We start from the raw sequence: 22,593 nt of genomic DNA, 5'->3' as shown, positions 1-22,593 counted from the left end.
ATGTCATTGCTTATGAGCGATTGATTTGTAAGGCAAACGGTCTTTCTCCTGTAGGGACCATTTCTCTCCATCTATGTAGATCGCATCAACTTCTTCATTATAAAAGCTATATCTGCCCGCTATCTCATGAACCTCAGGCAGTGGCTCCTGATAGTTCCACACCACATTGTCAGCAATCACTCCATCGCTATTGAATGAATGATACGTAGCAGAGCCTTTATAAGGGCAGGTTGTTACTGTATCTGACGGCACTAGATAATCAAAGTTAATATCCTCTTTAGGCAAATAAAACCGCGGCGTCAGTCCTGTCTCAAACAGGATCACCGGATCTTGACTATCTGCGACAACCTTGCCACCTACGATTACTTTTATATGTCTGGAACTCGGAATAGCATCGAGTCTCGAATAAGGATCTCTGGCATGGTTAATAACTTCTTCCTCTTCTTCAAACCATCTAATCTCTTTATTTTTCCAGATAAAAGTAATGTATCCTGCAATAACCGCACTGGACCCGGGCGGATTCAGATGACTCCAGACAGCGTTCTCTGCAAGCGTATCATCGACTCCAATATTCCAATAGACAGCTTCCCCTTTGTGAAGATCCTCTCTGCGATGAGCAGATTCTTGAAGGAATTCAGTCCGGACATCCTCCTTGGGAAAATAGTACACCGGGAGCTTTCCGGTCTCCGTAACGATCAGCACACGTCTGCTATCGGCCACGAATGTCTCGCCTATTTTTACACGAATCCATTTCGGACTCACTTCGGCTCTAAGCTGCCAATCGCCATCAAATTCATCATTTAGATTCCATTGCGGGTCATAATGCGCCATCTAATCCATCTCCCATCTATTCGTTATATTGTCTTCTATAATAAGACGAACTTAAGATCCGAACTTAAGGCTTGGTCGTCACTGCGGTGGAATGTTTGGACTTCCGGTCGCTCTTGTTCCCAGTTTTCTTCTTTATAAACCGCCTTTAGCGGTTGAAATCTGGGAACTGCCTGTGCTTCCGATGCGAGCTTTCCTGCGGAAAGCTTTCAGGCGAACGCTGCGCTCCTACAGTTCCAAACCTTCCCCTTCGTTCCTTCTCGCTCTTTGTTATCTTTTTTATTCGTCTTATCTATCCGCATAATATTGACTTCAATATAAGATTAACGTGTAGCGATCACACTATAACGATTAGCTGGGCGGCGTAGTCCCAGATGATCACGAAGGGTCGTACCTTCATAATCTTCGCGGAAGATTCCGCGCCGCTGCAATTCAGGAACAACAAGATCCACAAAGTCATCCAGTCCGCCAGGCAAATGCGGGAACATAATATTAAAGCCATCTGCTGCACCGCGAACAAACCATTCTTCCATCTGGTCAGCAATCTGTGAAGGTGTTCCGGCTACTCCGCGCGAGTTCAGACGTTTATAGAGCTGACGAATAGTCAGAGTCTCCCGCTCCAGCAATTGAATGATTTTGGCCAGACTGCTCTTACTCTGATTAAAGCCCTCCAGCTTTGGTGTGAACGGCAATGGCTCATCTAGTGGATACACGGATACATCATGCCCCAAGTAATGAGAGAGCAGATCGAGTCCCAGCTTCTCAGGCGTGAGATCCTCCACAATCGCCAACCGCTGAGCTGCTTCTTCCTCCGTCCGTCCAATAACAGGCATAAAGCCCGGCAGAATCTTCAGATCATCACGTGATCTGCCATATTTAGTCAGCCTTGACTTGATATCCTCGTATAACTCAATTCCATCCTCAACCGTTCCAAACGGTCCAAAGGCTGTTCCAGGTGCAAATACAACTTCTGCTGATGCGGCTGCCAGTTCCTTACCCGCTTCCGAAGCCCCTGCTTGAATCAGTACAGGATAACCTTGCGGAGGCCTGGATACATTCAACGGACCCCGGACTTGAAATTCATCAGTCTTATAATTCAAATTATGGAGCTTATCTTTATCCGCAAAAATACCTGACGCCTTATCCAGCACGATGGCATCATCTTCCCAGCTGTCCCACAGCCCTTGGGTGACATCGACGAACTCACCAGCTCTTCCATAACGATTCTCATGCTCCAAGTGCTTATCTTTGCCAAAGTTGCGGGCTTCTTCATCGGTCTGCGAAGTAACAATATTCCATCCTGAACGTCCGTTGCTTAAGTAATCCAGCGTGGCTAGTTTACGGGCGATATGATACGGCTCGTTATATGTCGTTGATATGGTTGCCGCAAGACCAATTCGCTCTGTGACAACGGATAACGCAGAAAGTAGTGTGAATGGCTCAGGGCGAATGCTGTTTGCCGCAGTGATCCCTGACTGAAATCTGTCCCAGACATATAATTCATCTGCATAGAAGAACATATCAAATTTCCCGCGTTCAGCAGTCTGCACAATATGCTTGTAGTAATTAAAATCAAGCAGACCGGCCGCATCCGATTCTGGATGTCTCCAACTGGAGATATGCTCACCTGCTGGAAAGAACATCATCGCTCCCAGCGCCATTTGACGTTTGTTATTACTCATCTCTATACACCGTCCTTTATGCTTCTGTTAATTACACCAGTCCTTGACTATCCAGCCATTCCTTCGCTATTAAATATTAATTTCTGGTATATTGACGCAGGCCTTTTGGCGTAAGCAGCTTATTCAGTCCTAGCAACAATAAATTAACGACAATAACGAGTAACGATACCGGAATTGCACCCTCCATAATAGTTACCGTATTGATCATCGCTATCCCTCTAGTAATAATATCGCCCAGTCCTCCGGCAGCAATGTAAGTAGCAATAGTAGCCATACTGATCGTCTGCACCGCAACTAGCCTTACACCGGCCATAATAACGCTGCGCGCAATAGGAAGTTGAACCATCCACAGAATCTGCCATCTGGTCATTCCCATTCCCGTACCAGCTTCAATTAACGCCTGATTCACCCCGCCAATACCTACATAGGTGTTCTGAAGAATCGGAAGTAACGCATACAACGTTAAAGCGATAATCGCTGGCTTTGTTCCAATACCCAGAAACGGAATCATAAATCCGAATAAGGCGAGACTGGGAATGGTCTGAATCACAGATACCGTTGTTATGACTGTATTTGCTACACGTTTATAGGCAGTAAGAATAATTCCGGTCGGTACTGCAATTAGGCAAGCAATCAGAACCGAAATCAGTGACAGATTGATATGCTCCCCCATTTTCTGCAAAATCATAGGCCAATCTGCCTGCAAGGTATTCCAAAATTGATTCACCCATAACCACGCCCTTCATTCATAATCAAGATCAAATTGAGTATTGTTCAAACCGCTCTGCGCCGAGAAATTCACGCACGAAGTCAGAAGCCGGTGCTTCCAGTAAATTCTCAGGCGTTCCAGTCTGAATAATAAAACCATCCTTCAGCAAAATTACCTGGTCGGCTATTTTAAGTGCCTCATCAATATCATGTGTTACGAACACGATGGTCTTCTGCACTTTCTCATTCAGCTTAATAAGCTCCTTCTGCAGCTGTACTCTACTAATGGGGTCTAATGCGCTGAAAGGTTCATCCATAAGAATAATAGAAGGGTTGGAAGCAAGTGCACGAGCTACACCGATACGCTGCTGTTGTCCACCACTTAGCTCATGCGGGTAACGGCTGCGATATTGCTTTGGATCAAGACCAATCAGTTGCAGAAGTTCTTCTGTACGCTCAACCAAGTCCTTCTTCTTCTCACCCTTAAGCCTCGGAACGATCGAGATATTCTGTTCAATAGTCATATGGGGAAATAGTCCGATCTGTTGAATGACATAACCAATATTCCGTCGCAACTCCACTGGATTAAGCGTGCTGACCTCCTGCCCTTCTACCAACACAGAACCAGACTCTGGTTCTATCAAGCGATTGATCATTTTAAGCAGCGTTGTCTTTCCGCAACCTGACGGTCCGATAATAGTAACGATTTGACCACTAGGTATGGTTAGATCAAAATTCTCCAACACATTACCTGAACCATAATTTTTGGTCACTTGCTTGAACTGTACTGCGGCTACGCCAACACCCATATCAATCACTCTTCCTTTTTCAAAAATATACCAACTTAATTCATAAATTTAGTTGGTTTTAAATATAAAAAAAGATCACATTTCCCTCATATAGCTTCTAGGGAAATGAGACCTCCATTTGTTAGGTTAGTCTCTTATATTATTAACATCCGATAATTCAATACTGTAATGTAATACTTTAATGCAATATTATATTACGTATTATTTTTTGTCAATCCTTAAAAACAAGTAAACACATCGGATTAAAATTTTCAAATCAAGGAATCATTTATGTTATAGGGCATAAAAAAAGACCTCCTGTGATCAGGTCAGCCATATTAGACTACTATGCAGTTATCCTTATGAAATTAATTGCTTTCCACAAGCGTAGGTTTAATCTCATTGGCATTAAAAAAATCCAATGCGGAACGATACCAAGAAGTCTCGCCTTCTTTCTCACCGTCAACATAAATCTCTACACGTTCATTATAGAAGGAGAGATATTCCTTAATCTTAGGGATTTCAGGAATTGGATGGAGATAACTCCACACAATATTCTCATGAACGATACCATTCACTTCAGCGGACCAATAAGAAGCCTTTCCTTTATAAGGGCATCTCGTTTCCAAGTCGGTCGCCTGCAGGAACTCCTGCTTCACATCTTCCTTCGGCAAATAATACCGAACAGGGACACCTGTCTCAAACACAATGATCGGACGTTTGCTATCCGCTACCGTTACACCATCAATCACTACCTGGATATGCCGAGAGCTCTGCAGCGCATCTACTCTCTTGTAGGGATCACGCGGATGAACAAAGATTTCTTCATCTTCTTCGAACCAGGCATCTACTTGATTCCAATAGAAGGAAACATATCCTTTGATCGGCTCACTCTCGGGAATGGGATTCTGATAGCTCCACACTGCATTTTCTGAAATCCGATCCCCAACCTTAATACTCCAGTACGATGCCGCACCTTTCCATGGGCAATGGGAATAATGCTCCGATTCTACGAACAGATCCTTACGAACATCACTCTCGGGAAAATAATAAACCGGAAGATGCCCTCTCTCATGAACCGTGATCACATTCTTGCTATCCGCAATCGTGATCCCTTCAAACTCCACTCTTACTCGTCTTGGATTTGAATCAAACTGCAATTTCTTCTTATTAGACATGTATACTCTCCTCCTTCTAAATAATATCAAATATAGGTAATGTATTATTGCATTTAGATAATATCATGCAAATTTCAGATATTCAATATGAAAAACCTACTTTTCCAATAAGAATTTAAAATAATGAAAATAGAAATTAAAAAACCAATCACCGATGAACTTCCGGCGATTGGTCGAGTGAACTTGCTATATGTTTTGACTTCCTTATTTAAAAGGATAAATCCAGAAATGCTCTGTTCCAAAACGCGCCCCTATCTCTTCATCATTCAATTCTTTGCTGCCTACTAACTCAGCGGCTTGGAATTGAGATTTATGCGCTTGAATGGATGCCATTTTAGGCTTCAGAAAATCTTTGACATCAATGATAACATTAGGTTTGCCAATCTCTTGCTCCGTGTTCCGGGCAAAGGCCACACAGTGAACAGGAGGTCTCTCTGCCTTAGGTAGTCTTTCAATCGTACGAATAACTGCGGCTCCAGTGGCATCATGATCGGGGTGAACGCTATAACCCGGGTAGAACGTAACGACTAACGAAGGGTTAAGCTCTTTTAAAAGATCATCAATCTGCTTATCCAACAAGTCTTGATCCTCAAATTCAATCATCTTGTCATGGAAACCAAGCATTCTTAGATCCTGTATCCCAATGGCCTCACAAGATGCTTCAAGCTCTTTTTTGCGTATGCTTGGCAGGGTTACCCGATTAGCAAACGGTGGGATCCCCATATTTCGCCCCATCTCACCTAATGTCAGGCACGCATAAGTTACCTGGGTTCCATGCTGAATATGCTTCGCCAGGGTTCCTGCTACACCGAAGGCCTCGTCGTCCGGATGTGGCAATATAACAAGAATATGTCTTTCCACTGAATTCTTCATCTCCTCATGCATTAGAAAGGCTCCCGGCTTAATTGTAAAGATACGATAAGCTTGCCTTGGCTGTCGTGCCCTGCCATGATTAATCTATCTGTCTCACTCTCTTCATAGTGAGTTAAACCTTCTGAGTACACCCAACCTTGCGACATTTTCAGACCGATACGATAAGGTCCTTCTCCTGAAATCGACCCATGAGAATATTGAATAACAGCATTAGTGATGAAAGTAGATGCCGAATGCTTAGAGCTATCTAAATGGGCTGCGTATGCCCCCATGGTCAACTCAAGATGGATATACAGATCTTGATCTTTAAACCGGTCGAGTCTTTGTTGTATTTCGGACTGATTAATTAGCTGCAATGTTGCGCCTCCATCTCTGACTGAATGTATAGCCGAATATACCTATAAGAAATAAGATCCATACCTTTGCAGAACGGACCTACATGATATAAGTGTGACTTATTTCTCATCAAAGTATAACTTGCAGTGCTTAGTAATTCAAATTAAAGACCTGTCACCGGTAGAATACCGGCAGCAGATCGCCGCTTTGAAGCTATTAATATATAGGATACCCCGCCACAAATAATGCGAGATATAACAAACCACCGATAACAGATATGGCCGTAAGCGCAGCATCCTTAGCCTTCTCTTCTGTGAGCGCCACGACTGCAAAAGCCAGTGGGAACACAACGATAAAGTAACGCGGGGCGGACAACAACCAAGTAGGAGCGACTACGAACGCAAAATACACGATAAAATATGCAGTATACGCGGGATTTAGCTTCTTCGCAGCCATATATATTACGATTAGAGTGGAGAATATAGTCAGCAAATTGGGTAACCATAATCCAAGAAAATTACGGCTATCTCCCTCAATAAAAGTACGCACAGCATATTCCATCTGATATCTTACGGTATCGAAGAATAGATAGAGCTTCTGGAACCAGTGCTCTTTTTGATAGATGCTGTACTGAAAGGCATTTCCCGCAACCTCATAATTTATATAAAGATAGACTAGCAACCCCAGTGATATGGTGAAGAGGCCTGCAAACGCACGAACAAATCTGCTTATCCACGCTCTTCTATTCAAGGTTTTATATGTACCCAGCAACTCCCGAGTGAATTCAATAGCGACCGGTACTGCCAGAAGTATTCCTGGAGAACGCGTATACGCGGCCAGTGCCCCGCACAAGCATCCTATAAGCCACTTCTTTTTTCGCACAAAATAAATACACATCAGGGAGAGTGCCAAAAATAGCGATTCCGTCATAGGAATGAGGAAAAAGAATGCCGCTGGAAATATAAAAATATACTTCACAACTCGTAGAGCATTTCTTCGCGACATGTCTATTCGGGCAAGTTCATAAGCAAATAGAGCCGCAACGATCGAGCTGAGGATAGAGATAACAAATCCTGCCGCAAGATAACTCCCAGTAAATATCTCGACCACTTTTATCAGATTGGGTAAAAAGGGGAAAAACACGAGGTGAAATTTAGCATCTCCCTCTGTCACATACCCGTTCTCCGCAATCCCAAGATAGGAAGCAGCATCGATCCCCGATATATGCCATGTCTCCATCACCTTACTGAAGAGACCGCCCGAATAACCATTCTGTATGATCAGAAAAACATAACCAATGATCAGGAGAAGCGCACGGCTAATTAACATCCAGCCAATAATCTTCAACCACGTCTGTTTTCTCTCGGATTCGATTCTGTGGACTTGTATCTCTTCCGCTTGCTTGCTAGTCAGCATATATTCTGATAGAACAGGTATCGTGCGCAGACCCAATAATACGAATAGTGCGAAACAGGCAACTGTGGCAAGGGTGCCCAGCACTGTCCAACTATGGTTTGAATCTGCCCAGAATATAGCCATACCCGCCATAATCAGCACAAAAATAATGGATATGACTTTGTCATGAATCTTCATTTAAACCTCCATTTGTCCCCTCTGACCCCATGAAATAGATAAAAAAGGAAATTAGTACGCATAGAAATATCATAGTCGCTTGCAATTTTTTTGTAAATCATTTCTCTCGCTTTCATAGCGTAAAATGAATATACATCCACGAATCTTGGAAGTGTGTATGAAATACAACATAGTACAGGTGAGGAGTGTATCTAATGAAGGAGCAGTACACAGCAAAGCTTGAATTGTTCGCAGAAAACGCGCTGAAGTTGAAAAAAGCGTTTGCCTGGCAAAATGTAATGGTTAACCGTTTGGCCGCATTACTATACACGGCAGAGAACAAAATTGCCGATGATGAAGCGATCCGCGCGAGCTATGAACTTATTAAGGAGAATACCGGGTGGTTCTCTGCATTCAGGGGTAACTCAATTATCAGCATAGCTGCTCTGCTCTCTCTTTCTGCTGATCAAGAAAAACAACTTACAAACACACTGACCGTATATGAGTTAATGAAGGAAGACAAATTCAGAGCCTCTGATTATCTCGTTATTTCCGCCTATCAAATCGCTGCCCATGCGACATCGGATCAATATCCCCGTACGGTAGAACGTGCAAAACTATTTTACGGTAGTATGAAAGCAAAGCACCGCTTCCTTACCGGACAGGATGATTATATCTTTGCTGCTATGCTCGGTCTTTCCGATATCGACGTTGAAAAAGGTATCGATCGTATGGAGCAGCTCTATGCTGCGCTGAAACCTGAGTTTAGATCGGGAAATAGCGTGCAAGCTCTGACACAAGTGCTGATTCTTGGAGGAGATGCCCCAGAAGCAGCGGCCCGTGTTCTTACTTTACGTGATGACTTCCGTGCACACGGACTTCGTCTGGACAAGGAATATACCCTCTCCTCGCTTGGCGTGCTGTCTTTGCTTCCCTGCAACAGTGAGGACATTGTTACCGACGTCTCGGAGACCTACGAATTTTTACGTACTCAAAAAGGCCTCGGCAATTGGTCCATCAGCAAACAGGAATTGCTGCTGCTGTCAGCTGCGCTCCTAGCCTTCAAATATGTAGATGATGTACGAAACGGCATTATAACCACGATGCTCTCCACCAGCATTACCAATATTGTGATTGCACAACAGGCTGCAATTGCCGGGGCTACGGCTGCATCGGCTGCCGCAGTAGCCTCCTCCTCTTCTTCAGATTAAAATGGATTGCCGGAACGGAAGGCATGGACTGTTCTATTCCACCGACTTCAACGCCTCAATCATATGAATCCGCTTGAGCTTGACATGCATGAAAGCCATGATTATGCCCGAGAACAACAGCGTTAACAATGCGGCATAAATATAACTGGGCCACTTGATGATCGGGACGAACAGCGTCGCATCTAGCTCGGCCGTCTTCAGCACGAAGCTGTGTAGCATAATGCCGAGTCCTGATCCAGCCACAATGCCGATTACACTTAGCAAAATATTTTCCCGGTAAATGTACATCGTTACTTCCTTATCATAAAAACCCAGCACCTTGATTGTAGACAGCTCCCGGAACCGCTCGGACACATTGATATTGGTCAAACTGTAGAGGACGACAAAAGCAAGTGCCGCAGCCGACACAATGAGCACCCAGGTCACAACATTCATACTTTTCATGATGTCGTCGAAGGCATTGCCTAAACTGCTGGAGAAGCTAACGGCAGCAACACGCTCACTATCCGTTAGCTTTTCGCCGAATGTATCCTCTGAGGCTTTATCCTTCAAAGTGTAGTTAAGCAGCTCTGTGTTAAACACAGGCTCTTTCCCGAATACGGAAGAATAATACGCCGGGGTCATATACACATAGTGCATCACATAGTTCTCTGTGATCCCGGCGACCTGTATTTTGAATGTTTCGTTCTCCTTGTCCAACACGTTCAAGTAGTCACCAGGCTCAAGTCCATACAGTTTAGCCAGCTTTTCCGAGACTATAGCACCCTTGTCTGTAAGCTTCCGTCCTTCTCCACTCCATCTGTCCCTCAGCTCCACGAATTGTGCCAGAGAATCAACGGATACAGGTATGAACAGGTTCACATCCTGATCATTTATACCCTTGGCCCGCGCGGTCATCGTTTCCTGCGCCACTTCAAGCGTACCGGTTATGGCAGATTCGTCAGTGATCAGCTTCTTATGGGCATCCACTACATCAGGGGACACATCTGCATGCAGAGCTACAAGGACATCATATTTCATAATCGCCCCGAATTGCCGTCCTGAGATGCTGCCGAGCGAGTCCTTGAGACCAAATCCAGTCAGGATCAGCGCCGTACAGCCGGCCACACCGAACACAGTCATGAACATCCGCTGCTTGTAGCGGAACAGATTCCTAGCGGTTACCTTTTGGACAAAGCTCAGTCGTTTCCAGATAAAGGATAATCGCTCCAGTACAATCCGCTGCCCGTTCTTCGGCGCTTTCGGACGCATTAATATGGAAGCATTACTGCGTAGTACCACCCGGGAAGCAATCCAGGCCGTCAAAGTAGTGCATATTAACGCCACAAGGATGGAGATGATGGAATACGTAGGGTAGAACCTTTTAATAATATCCGGGAGGTTATAGAGCGAACTATATGCATTATAAATAATGGTCGGGAACAGGGTAAAACCTAAGGCGAGCCCCGCAACCGAAGCGGCCAGACTGGCAAGCGTGCCATAGACCAGAAATTTAGCTATAATGTCACGGTTGCTATACCCAATCGCTTTAAGCGTGCCAATCTGTAACCGCTGCTCCTCTACCATACGCGTCATGGTTGTGAGGCTGACCAGTGCTGCAATCAAGAAAAAGAATACCGGAAACGCGCTCGCAATCGCCGACAACCGGTCAGCATTGTCTTTATATTCGGCATACCCCGGATTATCGTTTCGGTCAGTGACGTAGATCTTGGGCAGCGCCAGTTCTGCAAGCTTCCGCTCACCTTCCACCCGCATCTCCGCAACTCGCGCTTTAGGCACGCCGGATAGCGTCTGTTCTACAGCTTTGGTATGCTGCTTCATCAACGCCCTATACTCCGGCGTATAAGCCTTCACCGCGGAGGTATCTGTGAAGGACAGATACGCTTCTGTATACACCGGCAGCTTGAAGTCTGACTCCGGGATGGCTGCAAACGCATCTACCTTACCTTTGCCGATCCCGCTGGTTCCCCGGTTCTTCTTTTCGATAAACTGGGAGCTTCGGACAAAACCCACTACGGTATAATCCAATACCCCGAAGCTGTTCGACAGTTCGGCATCCTTACCGTTTCCCGTGAACGTAATCTTGTCCCCTAGCCTATACTTACCATCAAGCCGGTCATCTAGTACAATTTCTCCCGAATGCTTGGGAAGATGTCCTTTAATAATATCGTACTGATTTAATGTTTTCTCGCTGCTATATGAGTAGACTTTAAGTACCAAAGCTTTGTCGCCAGTGAACACATCCGCGCTGTAACCTGGCTGGATCACCTCAACCCTTGGCACATGACTCAGCAGCTTTATGTTGTCTTTCGTCAGGCCGTAGGTAGTCTGCACCTTCAAATCCATCAGTCGCAGCTCCCGGTAAAAAGTTTCGGCTGTATCCAGCATATTCGGCCCGGTCGCCTTGACCCCGGCAAAAAAACTGACGCCCAGCATAATGATGGCAAAAATCGAAATAAAACGGGCCTTGGTGCGCCAAATTTCACGAAAAATATCACTCCACAACGCGTGTTTTTTCATCAGTGTCTTCTCCCTACCATTCGATATCGTCAACGGATACCGGCGAAGGATTGGTAACCATTTTCCTTACCTTAGCGTTGTTGATCTCAATGATCCTGTCTGCCATCGGTGTAATTGCCAGATTATGCGTGATTACGATGACCGTGGTCCCCGTGTTGCGGCAAGTATCCTGCAACAGCTTCAGCACCTGCTTGCCAGTGTTGTAGTCAAGCGCGCCTGTGGGTTCATCGCAGAGCAGCAGCTTCGGCTGTTTGGCCAACGCTCTGGCAATGGCGACACGCTGCTGCTCACCGCCGGACAACTGAGCCGGGAAATTATCAAGCCGCGCCCCCAGTCCCACATCCTCCAGTACCTTGCGTGCATCCAAGGCACGCGGGGAAATCTGGGACGCAAGCTCGACATTCTCCAGCGTAGTAAGATTAGGTACCAAATTGTAGAACTGAAATACAAAACCCACATCTATGCGGCGGTAGCCTGTCAGCTCCTTGGCACTATACTTGGCAATATCCGTACCGTCCACCATGACCTGGCCCTCGTCAGCGGAATCCATCCCGCCAAGAATATTAAGCACGGTCGATTTGCCCGCCCCACTTGGACCGACAATGACCGCAAATTCCCCCTTATTAATCTCAAAATCAATCCCGTCGTTGGCGACAATCATATTCTCGCCCATCTTGTAACGTTTGTACTCCCCTTTTACTGTAACAAAGCCCATTCCTCATCCTCCTATCTCTAGCCGAACCAAGCCCCGTCTCTTCACCATCTATCCAATGCTCGTTATAGAAAAAAACTCGGTCATTTTAGCATCACCTTATAAACCAAGGAACAAACGATCTTCTGAAAAAGTTCCATCGATTGTAACAAGAAAAATATTTCCGCAATCGATACTTAGGCGTTTGATAATGTTATAATCACTTTGATTTAGCCACTCTTTTCAGGTAAGGGTGAGAGAACAATCAGAAACAGGTGATCAGATGTTCGAGCTTAAATGGCTATGGCAGAACTTAAAGGGAAACCGGACGCGTTATATTATGGCGCTCTGCCTCTCGGTGGTGGGCTCAAGTCTCATGATCGTGAACCCATACATCAGTCAACGCATTGTCGATACGTTTATAGCTGGTGACAACGCGCTGCAGAATCTTACACAAGAACGGCAACTATTGATTATGCTCTGCCTGGGCATGATTGGATTTTCTCTACTGCGTACAGGGCTCGCTTATTTTACGACCATGCAGTATGAAAAGTCCTCGCAAAATATGATGTACAACATCCGTGTTTATCTGTACAACAAGATCCAGGGGCAAGACAGGGAATATTACGACCATAACCGCACAGGCGATCTTATGACCAAGATGACTGGCGATCTGGACATGGTCAGACACTCCATGGCATGGATTTTCAAGACGATCATCGAATCGTTAACGATCTTCATTGCTGCTGTTATCTATTTTTTCACAATAGATACGCAGCTGACGCTGTGGATGCTGATCCTGTCACCGCCAATCTTTATCGTGGCTTATATATTCGCCAAACGCGTCCGTCCCATGTATATCGACCTGCGCGAGCGACTGTCCCAGCTTAACACGACTACTCAGGAGAATATTTCAGGCAACCGTGTAGTCAAAGCTTTTGCCCGCGAGGAGTTCGAGATCCAAAAATTCACGGAGAAGAATGTCAATTATTCCACGGCGAACAAAAAGGCCGCCCTCGTATGGCTTGATTATTTTCCTTATCTGGAATCCTTCGCTCAAGGCTTCAACGTAGTCCTTATGCTAGCCGGTGGATTCTTCCTTATGGATGGCCGGATCACCTTTGGAGAATTCACAGCCTTTTCTTCGCTCATATGGGCCGTATCTAACCCTATGCGCAACATCGGCATTATTATCAACGATATTCAGCGCTTTTTCGCAAGCTTGTCCAAAATCGTCGATGTCTATTATGCTAAGCCCAATATTGTAAACGAGCACACGTCTATAGAGAAACACCGTTATGAAGGCCGCATTATGTTCGATCATGTCCGCTTCAAATATGATAGCGCTCTCGTGCTGGACGATATTAGCTTTACCGTTGAACCAGGTGAAACTATTGCGATCATGGGCTCGACGGGATCAGGCAAAACAACAATCATCAACTTGATCCCTCGCTTCTACGATGTATTCGAAGGACGTGTGCTGGTAGACGACATCGATGTTCGAGAGCTGGAGCTGGATGAACTCCGCGATAATATCGGAATGGCGACCCAAGATGTACTTTTGTTCTCCGATACCATCGACGGAAATATTGCCTATGGCGATCCTGATCTTCCGGAAGAAGATGCAAAAGGTTATGCCGAACTCGCAGCCGCACACGACTTCATTACCAAGATGCCTGAAGGTTATGATACCGTTGTTGGGGAACGCGGAGTGGGATTGTCCGGGGGGCAAAAGCAGCGCATTGCACTGGCACGGGCCTTGGCGGTTCGCCGTCCAATCCTGATTCTGGATGATACGACTTCTGCTGTCGATCTGGAGACGGAGGAACACATTCAGAAAAGTCTGCGCGAACTCGATTATCCTTGTACGAAGATTATTATCGCGCAGCGAGTGTCTACTACTTCCCAGGCTGACCGCATCCTCATTGTGGATGGTGGAAAGCTGATTGAAGAAGGTACCCACGCCGAACTGCTGGCAAAACGAGGCTACTATTACGATGTATTTAAACTGCAGAACGAGGGTATTGGAAGGCAGGTGAGCGAAAGTGGTACGGAATAAATTCGACGTCGATGAAAATTTGGAATCGCCGTTCAACATAAAACACTTCCGGCGTGCGATGGTATATATCAAACGGAAGAAAACACCTATGATTGTAGCATTTGTACTCAGCGCTCTTTCAGCAGGCATCTCACTCTCGGCTCCGCTGATCATGCAGCATGTCGTCGACGTGACCATTCCGGCAAAAAACAAACTTGCGCTGCTCGGCTGGTCTGCCCTGACGCTTGTGACCATCGTGGTCAGCGTTTATCTGGCTACCATCCGATCACGCATCATGACAAGTGTCGGGCAGGATATCATTTTCGATATCCGTACCGATTTGTTTAAGCACCTGCAGGAATTACCCTTCAAATATTACGACGATCGGCCGCAGGGCAAGATCCTCATACGGGTCGTGAATTACGTCAATTCGGTTTCAGATGTGTTGTCGAACGGTATTATCAACTTCATTCTGGAAATCGTGAACTTGCTCTTTATCGCTGCCTTCATGTTCGCCGTCGATGTACGGCTATCGTTTGTCATCTTGGCAGGATTGCCTGTGTTCTTTGGTATCATGCTGCTGATCAAAACCCGGCAGCGCCGGGCATGGCAGGCAGTGTCCAATAAAAGCTCCAATCTGAACGCCTATCTACAAGAGAGTATCAGTGGTATTGGTGTAACTCAGATGTTCTCCAGGGAACAGCGCAATGAGGGAATCTTCACGCGTCTGGCCGGAAATTTCCGTACGGAATGGATGAAGGCTCTGCGTTATAACATGCTGATTCCATTCGCAGTCGATAACTTATCCACCATTATTACATCATTGATTTTCCTTGTGGGTTTGTTGACACTTAGTCCCCAAGACATGACGCTTGGTGTCATTCTGGCGATGAGCAGCTACGCTGCCCGTTTCTGGCAGCCCATTCTGAATCTCTCCAACCTGTACAATAACTTCATCAACGCCGTTGCCTACTTAGAACGTATCTTCGAAACGCTGGATGAGCCGGTTACCGTCAGTGACATCCCGGATGCGAAGACACTACCGCCTGTAGCAGGTCATGTCACTTTCGACAATGTGACCTTCGCCTATGACCCAGGGCTCAACATCCTTGAGAATATTTCCTTCTCGGTCAAAACGGGAGAAAGCATCGCTCTAGTAGGACCTACGGGTGCAGGCAAAACAACGGTCGTCAATCTGATCTCGCGCTTTTATAACCTTTCCGGTGGCAAGATTCTTATTGATGGCGAGGATATCTCGCAGATCACACTGAAGTCCCTTCGTAGCCAAATGGGGATCATGCTGCAGGACAGCTTCATATTCTCCGGTACCATTCTAGACAATATCCGTTACGGTAAACTGGATGCCACCGAAGAAGAAGTGATCGCCGCGGCAAAGGCCGTTTGCGCGGATGAATTCATCCGGGAATTTGAGCAAGGCTATATGACAGAAGTTAACGAGCGCGGCTCCAAGCTCTCTCAGGGACAGCGGCAGCTCATTTCGTTCGCAAGAACACTGCTCGCTGATCCGCGTATTCTCATTCTGGATGAAGCTACTTCATCCATCGACGCGAAGACGGAGCGCTTGCTTCAGAAGGGCCTGAACGAACTGCTCAAGGGACGTACCTCGTTCATTATCGCGCACCGTCTCTCTACGGTAAAAAACTGCGACCGCATTATGTATGTGTCGGGCAAAGGCATTGCAGAAAGCGGCTCACACGATGAGCTGATCGCAAAGCAGGGACTCTATCACCGGCTCTATACGGCGCAGAAGATAGAAGCATAATTGAAGATGGGAACTTAAAGATAGGAGCTTAATTGAACAAGCACCAAAAAGCTCAGGCTTAATTTGCAGCCTGAGCTTTTTTGGTGCTTACTATTTTCCTGGAAAAAGATAGTTCCATTCTCGATGGTCAATCTATCGCTGTCCAAACATTTAGCGCAAGTGAACGAACCGCGATGTTCGGGTGATTTCTGTACAACCTCAAACGCTCTGCAGACTCTGGACTCCATAATAGAGCACTTCCGGCAACTTCAAGCAGCGAAAGTCCAATATACTGAGACTCGTACCTACCTTCAGACCCTAGCACATCTACAATTGCCAATAAAGTCTCCGGACTCCAGTATCCTATACTCTCTTCTAAATTATACGCGACCTGCTTATAGGCATCACTTAATAGCTGGGGCTGATCTGAGATACAGTTAATCATAGAATTCAGATAAGCAGCAGATTCCTCTACCTCATTCCAGTCTATTGCCGCTATATACAATTTCATCACAGCTTGCTGTAAAGTCTCATCAACTGCTAGACAGTCAATCAGACCCGTGTACAAAGGTATTAAGTGCATTCGTGTGATATTTGGATAAGATACCAACTGATCGACCAATTTTAGGAGACGCTGTCGATGAGGCAAATCTCTTCTGGTAGTTGCATTCCATTCATTATTTATCGCCATACCTGCCAGTCGCTGACAAACATCAATTACAACCTCATTGACCTCACCATCGCGGCAGGTTTCTACCAGCGTGTTCATAGCAAATTCCCATCGGGTGCTATCTTCTAACTCCGTAATAGCCCGAGCGGTGGCAGCTGCAATAACCCCTTCATTACCATTGGTCCACCGCATCATAGAAATAAAAGCATATCTGCCAATAAACGCATCCTGGTGCCTTGAAATTTCAATGATTAATCCTAGATAGCGCGCTCTATAGTCTAGTGGAAGAGCATTAGGCTGTTGAGATAATAAGCTTCCTGCGATGTCACTTACTGATGAAGAAGCCATTGCGCTTAAAATATCCCAAGCACGTTCATCATCTAAAAGCTGTTTCGCAGCATGCCCTATCGCTATGATTACATCCTTGTGTGCGTTTGGTTTCTCGAACTCGTTCATCAATAGCGGAATGCTATCCTCGCTTCTATATGCTCCCAGTAACCGGACGGCCTCTTTTCTTACTGTGATTTTGAGCTTATCCCGATCTAACAGCTCCCTAAGCATAGAAACCAGCAGTACCGGATTCACTCTGCGGATGCATCTAGGTATCGAGTACATGGCAACACGGGCCCGATCCCCATCCAGATTCTCCATTAGAATGGGAAGTGCCTTCTCCGGTTCTTCCATGAGTGAAAGGGCATGCAGCGCAGCCTCTACTACAGTTATCTCCTTATCCTGTACAAGCTCAAGTAACCTATCCGGGCCAAGATCAGGCATACTTGCCATGATCTTAATCACTCTTGCTCGTTCCCAAAGGTTGCGCTTGGCATCAAACGCAATTTTTTCTAATAAGGAGCTTAATGCTTGTTGCTGACGCGGCAGCCACTTATAGAATCCGTCCGTAGCCGGCACAGGGTAGATCGTTTTACCTGATAGGAACTTGCCCTTAATAACAGCCCCCGAAATAAAAGGATCCAGCCATTCTTGACGCTTCAGATGCAGATGCTGGAACACTTCATGGATCGTAATATACGATTTATCCAAAGCCAATAATTCCTTAACTCTGGCATCACGCGTTGGATGTGGCGCGAGCCAATGTCTGGCCGCTTGTATAGCTGTAGAATCTGCCTTTGCTCTCGTTGCTTCCTTTAACAGATTCTGAAGTTTTATGATGCCATAACCTCTTTTACCGAATGAGCTAGCCAGGCTAAGCACCAGATTGTAGTCTTCTCTCCCGTTGGCTTGTACAGCTAATGTATACATTTCTTCGAAGATAATCTCTTCTACTCCCCGGGGGAAATTCTTCTCGAGTGATGGGAGTGAAAGCTGCCCATCCTGCTTGGCCAGTTTCTGGATCGTATTCATAGAGAACTTAAACAGCTCACCGTGAGGATGCATCACATTATGCCGCAGAATAGCAAAGGCCAGTTGTTGAACGGAAAACTTCGTACCATAGGAAGTATCTCTGGCATCTATAACACTATCAACTAGCAAAGTAAGCTCTTGGACATGGTCATCCGTGAACACAGACGCAGGACTTTCCGAAAGCTCTTTAAACACATATCCCCGAACAGGGTCCTGCTCATTTCGAATCCGGCCCAGGTACACCAAAGTCTCATTCATACCCTGTCTCGATAGAACTGTACTTCTGATCAACTGCATAAGCGCCGTGCCGCGTTGATCTGCGCTGGATACCCGTGTTGCTTGTTCAAGCCCCACTCTTGAATGAACAATGGATCGGCAAGCCGTAATTCTGATGGTTCGATCCGGGTCATCCTTGATTTCACGAAGGCCCAGCATTCGGGTGGCTTCCTTGTCACGCAAGGCATGCGGTAATACATAGAGTAAGCTTTCCGGAAAAATACGTTCTTGGCGTTTATCTTCCTCATATACGGCATCAAAAATGACTTTGCGGTTAGAAGGTGCCATATTACGAAGCAGCTTCGCTAAATGTATAGGGTGATCTGCGAGTAATTTCGCTATGTCAATCCATTGATCAATGGATAAATATTTTTTCCTTTTTAGAACCCCTTCAGGAACACCATAAGTAGTCAGATCACTCCGCGACTCCGTCTGAGTCAGCAACTGATACACCTCGTTAGGATTTTGGCGTACGAGCGTGCCAAGTTGTTCTTTTAACGCAGGATGTATACTGCCCACGGGTCCATGCTTCATCGCACAACCCAATACCAAATCTGCCTTCCGATTGCATAGGAGCTCCATAGCGGATGAGAACCTCCACCAGACAGCTCCCTTTTCCCTCGGCGGCGTACTCTCTAGAGTGGTTACAAAGTATTCCGCAACTACGCCAAGATGCCTGCTGGATAATCTTTTCCAGTCTTTGATGGCATACCCAATATCAGCAAGCCATTGTCTAACCGTTGCCGTATTACAGGCCTGCAGGACAATTGCTGCCTCCTCCGCGCCCCACCGGGCGTACACCACAGGCAATAAGCGTTCCGCCAATTCCTGACGGTTAATCTGTGAAATACTGTGCAGTAGCTTGCGGCGGCAATCATGTGACAAATGGGGAAGCTCACGTACAATATCAGCATCAGATGCTACCTTTGCCAAAAGACCCGCAGCCGTATTTCTGATACTTGCCATGGGATGACGCAGTCCTGATAGAACAATAGCGGTATCCTGTGTTGCAATGGCACCGATTAACGCTAGACGCGCTTCATACACACCATCCTCCAGCAATGAGGACAGTAATTGAGAGTACTGGGCAGATCCAAGATGATCACGGCCTAATTCCGCTACTTTTTTAAGTCTTTCAGAATAGCCTAGTGAATCCAATTCTTTAAGTAAGCTCGGTTTGTCCAATGGATCTCTTTTGAAAATCATAAGTCCTCCTAATACACCTGTTCTTATTCCATCCAAACTTTATTCTCTATTCTTCCATACATTTCCTTTATAAATAAAGGTAACCCTGAAGCTGGTTGTAGAGCCGCCTCCAAGATTACCCATAATGTACTCCTTACTCTATTCATTCTTTTTTTGTATAAACACATACGTATTCTCATCCGACAGCTTATCATCAAAGCTAAAGTCAAACCCGTCGAAGCCTTTGATATCCTCCACACAGGTGATTTGCCGCTCCGCCATGAAGCGGACCATTTCACCCCTAGCCATCTTGACCAGGGTCGCTCTCTCAACCACCTTACCACCGATTTCCTGTCCGAAGACACAGCTAACCATTTGAACGTTTCCGCCAACATACGGGGAGATGCACTTGCTGTATTCCTTAGAGGCCAGATTCAGAATAATGTCACTCTCCGAAAATAGCTGATCCGCCAGCTTCCTGTTCCAGAAGTCGTAGATTGAGCTGAATCCAGGTCCGCTAAGCTTAGCCTGCATCTCCAGCCTGTATGGTACAACCCCATCAAAAGGCTGGACGATTCCGTAGAACCCGGACAATATCCGTAAATGCTGCTGAAGATAATCAAGCTCCTCCATTTGAAGTACCCCAGGTGCCATGTACTGGTACTGGATACCCTCATAAGAAAAGATAGCCGGTGTAAGATTCCGTGTTACATCCATATCCCGAATCCGCTCCACATTCAGTGTGGCGATGGCATCATTGCATTTCCATAGTGATTTGGCTTCTTCATAATTCAATTTTTGTAATAAGGCCAAAAGAGTCTGTGACTCGCTTATAAATTGCGGCATCTGGCGGCAATCCAAGAAATCCGTGTCCCTCTTCATCTTCTTGGCAGGCGAAATAATGATTCTCATGATGCTCCCTTTTCTTACCCCCACGGGGAATTTCAATATATCTTATCGTATCATATTTAATCTTCGTAGGCATAGATCGCCTCCCTCATAAAGGTTTGCCGTCTATTGTAAGGGAGAATTTAAATATACTTATTGTTTTCTCCTTCCAAGAAGAATACTGGGATATTTTCAACGTTTAGACCTTCCTTTCTAATTATTAGGAAGAATAATGTCGATAACTAAAAGAGAAACGATACATAAGAGAGAGAATCATTTAAAAGGAGAGGAAATCGTGGAAAAAGTTAGGAATTTATCTTTAAAGTATAAGGTATCCATGATTGTAATTGTCATGGTTGTCTTAATTTTTGCCGGAGTCACCTATTTCAGCTTGAATATTCTTAAAACCAACCTATCGAATGACTTGAAGAGTGAGCTTCTTAGTGTAGGGACCTTGACCGGCATGCAGGTTAATCCGGATCAGGTTAGTCAGCTACTCAGCAAGAACGGAGAAGGAAATCCTGACTTCACAAGTCTACAGAAACAGCTTGACCAAATACAGAAAGATCAAGGTGTGATGAGTTGGAGTTATATTTGGAGCTTGAAGGATGATCAAGTGACCACTCAAGCGTACACTTCCAATTTGAATGATATCTACAAGCCCGGTGCTTTGTTCGCGGACCTTGCTCCCATCCACTTAGATGCTGCTAAGAAGGTGTACTCCACCGGAAAATCCGAAGTCACTGATATATTCAAAGATCCGTTCGGCACATGGAGAACCGTATTCTCTCCCATTAAGCAGGATGGAAAAGTTATTGCTGTAATCGGTATAGACTATTCTGCTGACTACATCAATCAGCTATCCAACCAGGCTCGAAATCAACAGCTATTCATTACAATTATTGGTCTGATCATTATAGCTCTTGTAATCTATGCCGCTATCAATAAGATACTCAAGCCGTTGAAATCTATTGTAAATGTGTCTAACCGTATCGCCGAAGGAGACCTAAGCAGCAGTCCGCTGAGCTACGACTCAAACGATGAGATAGGTCAGCTTAATACGGCAGTTGTCAAAATGCAACATAGCCTGCGCACTCTGATCTTGAATATCCAGGACTCTTCAGAGCATGTAGCTACCTCCTCTCAGCAGCTCACCGCTAGTTCCCAAGAAACTGAATCCTACTCTGTAAAAGTGAACAGTGATATGACAGAAATCGCTGAGAAGACTCTGATGAATTCTAAAATTACGGAAGAAACTGTAACTGTACTGGAGGAGACTGCGATAGGCATCCAGCGTATTGCCGAATCCACGTCTTCCGCTTCAGAGGAATCTGAACAAATGGCCGCTAGTGCTCAGAACGGATATGACTCCTTAGATAGGCTGCAGAATCAGATGCATAATATTACAGAATCCGTTACCCGCATTGCCGATGTGATTCAAGTACTCAATTCCCAAATTATTGAGATTAACGAAATGACAAATCTGATTACCGATGTGGCAGAACAGACGAACCTGCTGTCGCTCAATGCTTCCATTGAAGCTGCGCGTGCGGGTGAACATGGTAGAGGATTTGCAGTCGTTGCCACCGAAATCAGGAAGCTCGCTGAAAGAACAGGCCGCTCTGCAAATACAATTGCTGAACATTTGGGAAGTATTACACAGAGTACCACGCAGTCACAGGTCATAGCCCAAGAGGGACAAGAGGAAGTGCATAGAGGTCTTGAACTGATGAAAGAAGCATCTCAGTCCTTCAATCAGATTCTCGAATCCACCAAGAATGTATCTATGCAAATGCAAGAAATCTCCGCGTCTTCTCAGCAAATTTCCGCCTCTTCTGAAGAGGTTACCGCTTCGATGACAGAGCTTAGAAATGTCTCGGGTGAGATTGCCAAGAGCTCCGACCAAGTCTCCAGCTCCTCCGAGCTCCAGCTGCAATTCATCCAGGAAGTAGCCCAAGCTACCGAATCTTTAAGCCTTACTTCGCAGTCACTTCAGGAATTAATTCAACAATTCAAAGTTTAACT

16 protein-coding genes and 1 pseudogene are annotated in these 22,593 nt (G+C 45.6%); 4 read left to right on the top strand and 13 right to left on the bottom strand.

What is annotated here, in order from left to right; all coding sequences use genetic code 11:
* Positions 1 to 3: 3 nt before the first annotated feature.
* The 8 genes and pseudogenes from ACFVRY_RS25105 to ACFVRY_RS25070 form a co-directional block, all read right to left on the bottom strand.
* Positions 4 to 831, bottom strand: a complete 828-nt coding sequence (locus ACFVRY_RS25105) for a DUF427 domain-containing protein (RefSeq protein WP_387503005.1) — start codon at positions 829 to 831, stop codon at positions 4 to 6.
* 320 nt (positions 832 to 1,151) lie between these two features.
* Positions 1,152 to 2,510, bottom strand: a complete 1,359-nt coding sequence (locus tag ACFVRY_RS25100) for an LLM class flavin-dependent oxidoreductase (RefSeq protein WP_387503004.1) — start codon at positions 2,508 to 2,510, stop codon at positions 1,152 to 1,154.
* Between the two features lie 76 nt (positions 2,511 to 2,586).
* Positions 2,587 to 3,198, bottom strand: coding sequence for an ABC transporter permease (locus ACFVRY_RS25095; protein ID WP_066379920.1), 612 nt, complete (start codon positions 3,196 to 3,198; stop codon positions 2,587 to 2,589).
* A gap of 91 nt (positions 3,199 to 3,289) precedes the next feature.
* A pseudogene (locus tag ACFVRY_RS25090) lies at positions 3,290 to 4,027 on the bottom strand (ABC transporter ATP-binding protein); the annotation flags it as partial.
* Positions 4,028 to 4,374: 347 nt separating this feature from the next.
* On the bottom strand, positions 4,375 to 5,184 hold the full coding sequence (locus ACFVRY_RS25085) for a DUF427 domain-containing protein (RefSeq protein WP_387503003.1): 810 nt from the start codon (positions 5,182 to 5,184) through the stop codon (positions 4,375 to 4,377).
* A gap of 204 nt (positions 5,185 to 5,388) precedes the next feature.
* The gene (bshB2, locus tag ACFVRY_RS25080; protein ID WP_387503002.1) at positions 5,389 to 6,045 is read right to left on the bottom strand and encodes a bacillithiol biosynthesis deacetylase BshB2; all 657 of its coding nucleotides are present in this window, start codon (positions 6,043 to 6,045) and stop codon (positions 5,389 to 5,391) included.
* Positions 6,046 to 6,068: 23 nt separating this feature from the next.
* On the bottom strand, positions 6,069 to 6,413 hold the full coding sequence (locus tag ACFVRY_RS25075) for a YojF family protein (protein WP_387503001.1): 345 nt from the start codon (positions 6,411 to 6,413) through the stop codon (positions 6,069 to 6,071).
* A 196-nt stretch (positions 6,414 to 6,609) separates the two neighbouring features.
* The gene (locus ACFVRY_RS25070; protein WP_387503000.1) at positions 6,610 to 7,986 is read right to left on the bottom strand and encodes a hypothetical protein; all 1,377 of its coding nucleotides are present in this window, start codon (positions 7,984 to 7,986) and stop codon (positions 6,610 to 6,612) included.
* Between the two features lie 194 nt (positions 7,987 to 8,180).
* Here ACFVRY_RS25070 and ACFVRY_RS25065 point away from each other — a divergent pair, with 194 nt between their 5' ends.
* Positions 8,181 to 9,176 carry a DUF4003 family protein gene (locus ACFVRY_RS25065; protein ID WP_387502999.1) on the top strand — a complete coding sequence of 332 codons (996 nt, stop codon included), beginning with the start codon at positions 8,181 to 8,183 and terminating at the stop codon, positions 9,174 to 9,176.
* 33 nt (positions 9,177 to 9,209) lie between these two features.
* Here the strand turns inward: ACFVRY_RS25065 and ACFVRY_RS25060 are convergent, their stop codons facing one another.
* Together ACFVRY_RS25060 and ACFVRY_RS25055 are read right to left on the bottom strand one after the other, a co-directional pair.
* A complete protein-coding gene (locus tag ACFVRY_RS25060) occupies positions 9,210 to 11,696 on the bottom strand; it encodes an ABC transporter permease (protein WP_387502998.1) in 2,487 nt (828 codons plus the stop codon).
* Between the two features lie 13 nt (positions 11,697 to 11,709).
* Positions 11,710 to 12,411, bottom strand: coding sequence for an ABC transporter ATP-binding protein (locus tag ACFVRY_RS25055; RefSeq protein WP_387502997.1), 702 nt, complete (start codon positions 12,409 to 12,411; stop codon positions 11,710 to 11,712).
* A gap of 259 nt (positions 12,412 to 12,670) precedes the next feature.
* Here ACFVRY_RS25055 and ACFVRY_RS25050 point away from each other — a divergent pair, with 259 nt between their 5' ends.
* Both ACFVRY_RS25050 and ACFVRY_RS25045 read left to right on the top strand, forming a co-directional pair.
* A complete protein-coding gene (locus ACFVRY_RS25050) occupies positions 12,671 to 14,446 on the top strand; it encodes an ABC transporter ATP-binding protein (protein ID WP_387502996.1) in 1,776 nt (591 codons plus the stop codon).
* On the top strand, positions 14,433 to 16,208 hold the full coding sequence (locus tag ACFVRY_RS25045) for an ABC transporter ATP-binding protein (RefSeq protein WP_387502995.1): 1,776 nt from the start codon (positions 14,433 to 14,435) through the stop codon (positions 16,206 to 16,208). The genes ACFVRY_RS25050 and ACFVRY_RS25045 overlap by 14 nt, the downstream gene beginning before the upstream one ends.
* A 127-nt stretch (positions 16,209 to 16,335) precedes the next feature.
* On the opposite strand, the gene ACFVRY_RS25040 is transcribed toward ACFVRY_RS25045, so the two are convergent.
* The 3 genes from ACFVRY_RS25040 to ACFVRY_RS25030 form a co-directional block, all read right to left on the bottom strand.
* Positions 16,336 to 19,701: a HEAT repeat domain-containing protein gene (locus ACFVRY_RS25040; RefSeq protein ID WP_387502994.1), complete on the bottom strand. Its 3,366-nt coding sequence runs from the start codon at positions 19,699 to 19,701 to the stop codon at positions 16,336 to 16,338.
* A 138-nt stretch (positions 19,702 to 19,839) separates the two neighbouring features.
* The gene (gene yaaA, locus ACFVRY_RS25035; RefSeq protein WP_387503067.1) at positions 19,840 to 20,562 is read right to left on the bottom strand and encodes a peroxide stress protein YaaA; all 723 of its coding nucleotides are present in this window, start codon (positions 20,560 to 20,562) and stop codon (positions 19,840 to 19,842) included.
* Positions 20,465 to 20,665 carry a hypothetical protein gene (locus ACFVRY_RS25030; protein WP_387503070.1) on the bottom strand — a complete coding sequence of 67 codons (201 nt, stop codon included), beginning with the start codon at positions 20,663 to 20,665 and terminating at the stop codon, positions 20,465 to 20,467. Before ACFVRY_RS25030 ends, yaaA begins: the two co-directional genes overlap by 98 nt.
* Positions 20,666 to 20,863: 198 nt before the next feature.
* On the opposite strand from ACFVRY_RS25030, the gene ACFVRY_RS25025 reads away from it, so the two are divergent.
* Positions 20,864 to 22,591: a methyl-accepting chemotaxis protein gene (locus ACFVRY_RS25025; RefSeq protein ID WP_387502993.1), complete on the top strand. Its 1,728-nt coding sequence runs from the start codon at positions 20,864 to 20,866 to the stop codon at positions 22,589 to 22,591.
* Positions 22,592 to 22,593 lie beyond the last annotated feature (2 nt).

The sequence above is a fragment of the Paenibacillus sp. NPDC057934 genome (assembly GCF_042887565.1).
In the GTDB taxonomy this organism is placed as follows: domain Bacteria; phylum Bacillota; class Bacilli; order Paenibacillales; family Paenibacillaceae; genus Paenibacillus_AQ.
This window is presented reverse-complemented; position numbering and strand designations above follow the sequence as displayed.

What these genes read in the sequence shown, in the direction of transcription:
- ACFVRY_RS25040 (WP_387502994.1), bottom strand. Translation starts at nt 19,701, where the DNA reads ATGATTTTCAAAAGAGATCCATTGGACAAACCGAGCTTACTTAAAGAA.
- ACFVRY_RS25095 (WP_066379920.1), bottom strand. Translation starts at nt 3,198, where the DNA reads ATGATTTTGCAGAAAATGGGGGAGCATATCAATCTGTCACTGATTTCG.
- ACFVRY_RS25100 (WP_387503004.1), bottom strand. Translation starts at nt 2,510, where the DNA reads ATGAGTAATAACAAACGTCAAATGGCGCTGGGAGCGATGATGTTCTTT.
- ACFVRY_RS25060 (WP_387502998.1), bottom strand. Translation starts at nt 11,696, where the DNA reads ATGAAAAAACACGCGTTGTGGAGTGATATTTTTCGTGAAATTTGGCGC.
- ACFVRY_RS25065 (WP_387502999.1), top strand. Translation starts at nt 8,181, where the DNA reads ATGAAGGAGCAGTACACAGCAAAGCTTGAATTGTTCGCAGAAAACGCG.
- ACFVRY_RS25050 (WP_387502996.1), top strand. Translation starts at nt 12,671, where the DNA reads ATGTTCGAGCTTAAATGGCTATGGCAGAACTTAAAGGGAAACCGGACG.
- ACFVRY_RS25030 (WP_387503070.1), bottom strand. Translation starts at nt 20,665, where the DNA reads ATGCCTACGAAGATTAAATATGATACGATAAGATATATTGAAATTCCC.
- ACFVRY_RS25105 (WP_387503005.1), bottom strand. Translation starts at nt 831, where the DNA reads ATGGCGCATTATGACCCGCAATGGAATCTAAATGATGAATTTGATGGC.
- yaaA (WP_387503067.1), bottom strand. Translation starts at nt 20,562, where the DNA reads ATGAAGAGGGACACGGATTTCTTGGATTGCCGCCAGATGCCGCAATTT.
- ACFVRY_RS25070 (WP_387503000.1), bottom strand. Translation starts at nt 7,986, where the DNA reads ATGAAGATTCATGACAAAGTCATATCCATTATTTTTGTGCTGATTATG.
- ACFVRY_RS25055 (WP_387502997.1), bottom strand. Translation starts at nt 12,411, where the DNA reads ATGGGCTTTGTTACAGTAAAAGGGGAGTACAAACGTTACAAGATGGGC.
- ACFVRY_RS25085 (WP_387503003.1), bottom strand. Translation starts at nt 5,184, where the DNA reads ATGTCTAATAAGAAGAAATTGCAGTTTGATTCAAATCCAAGACGAGTA.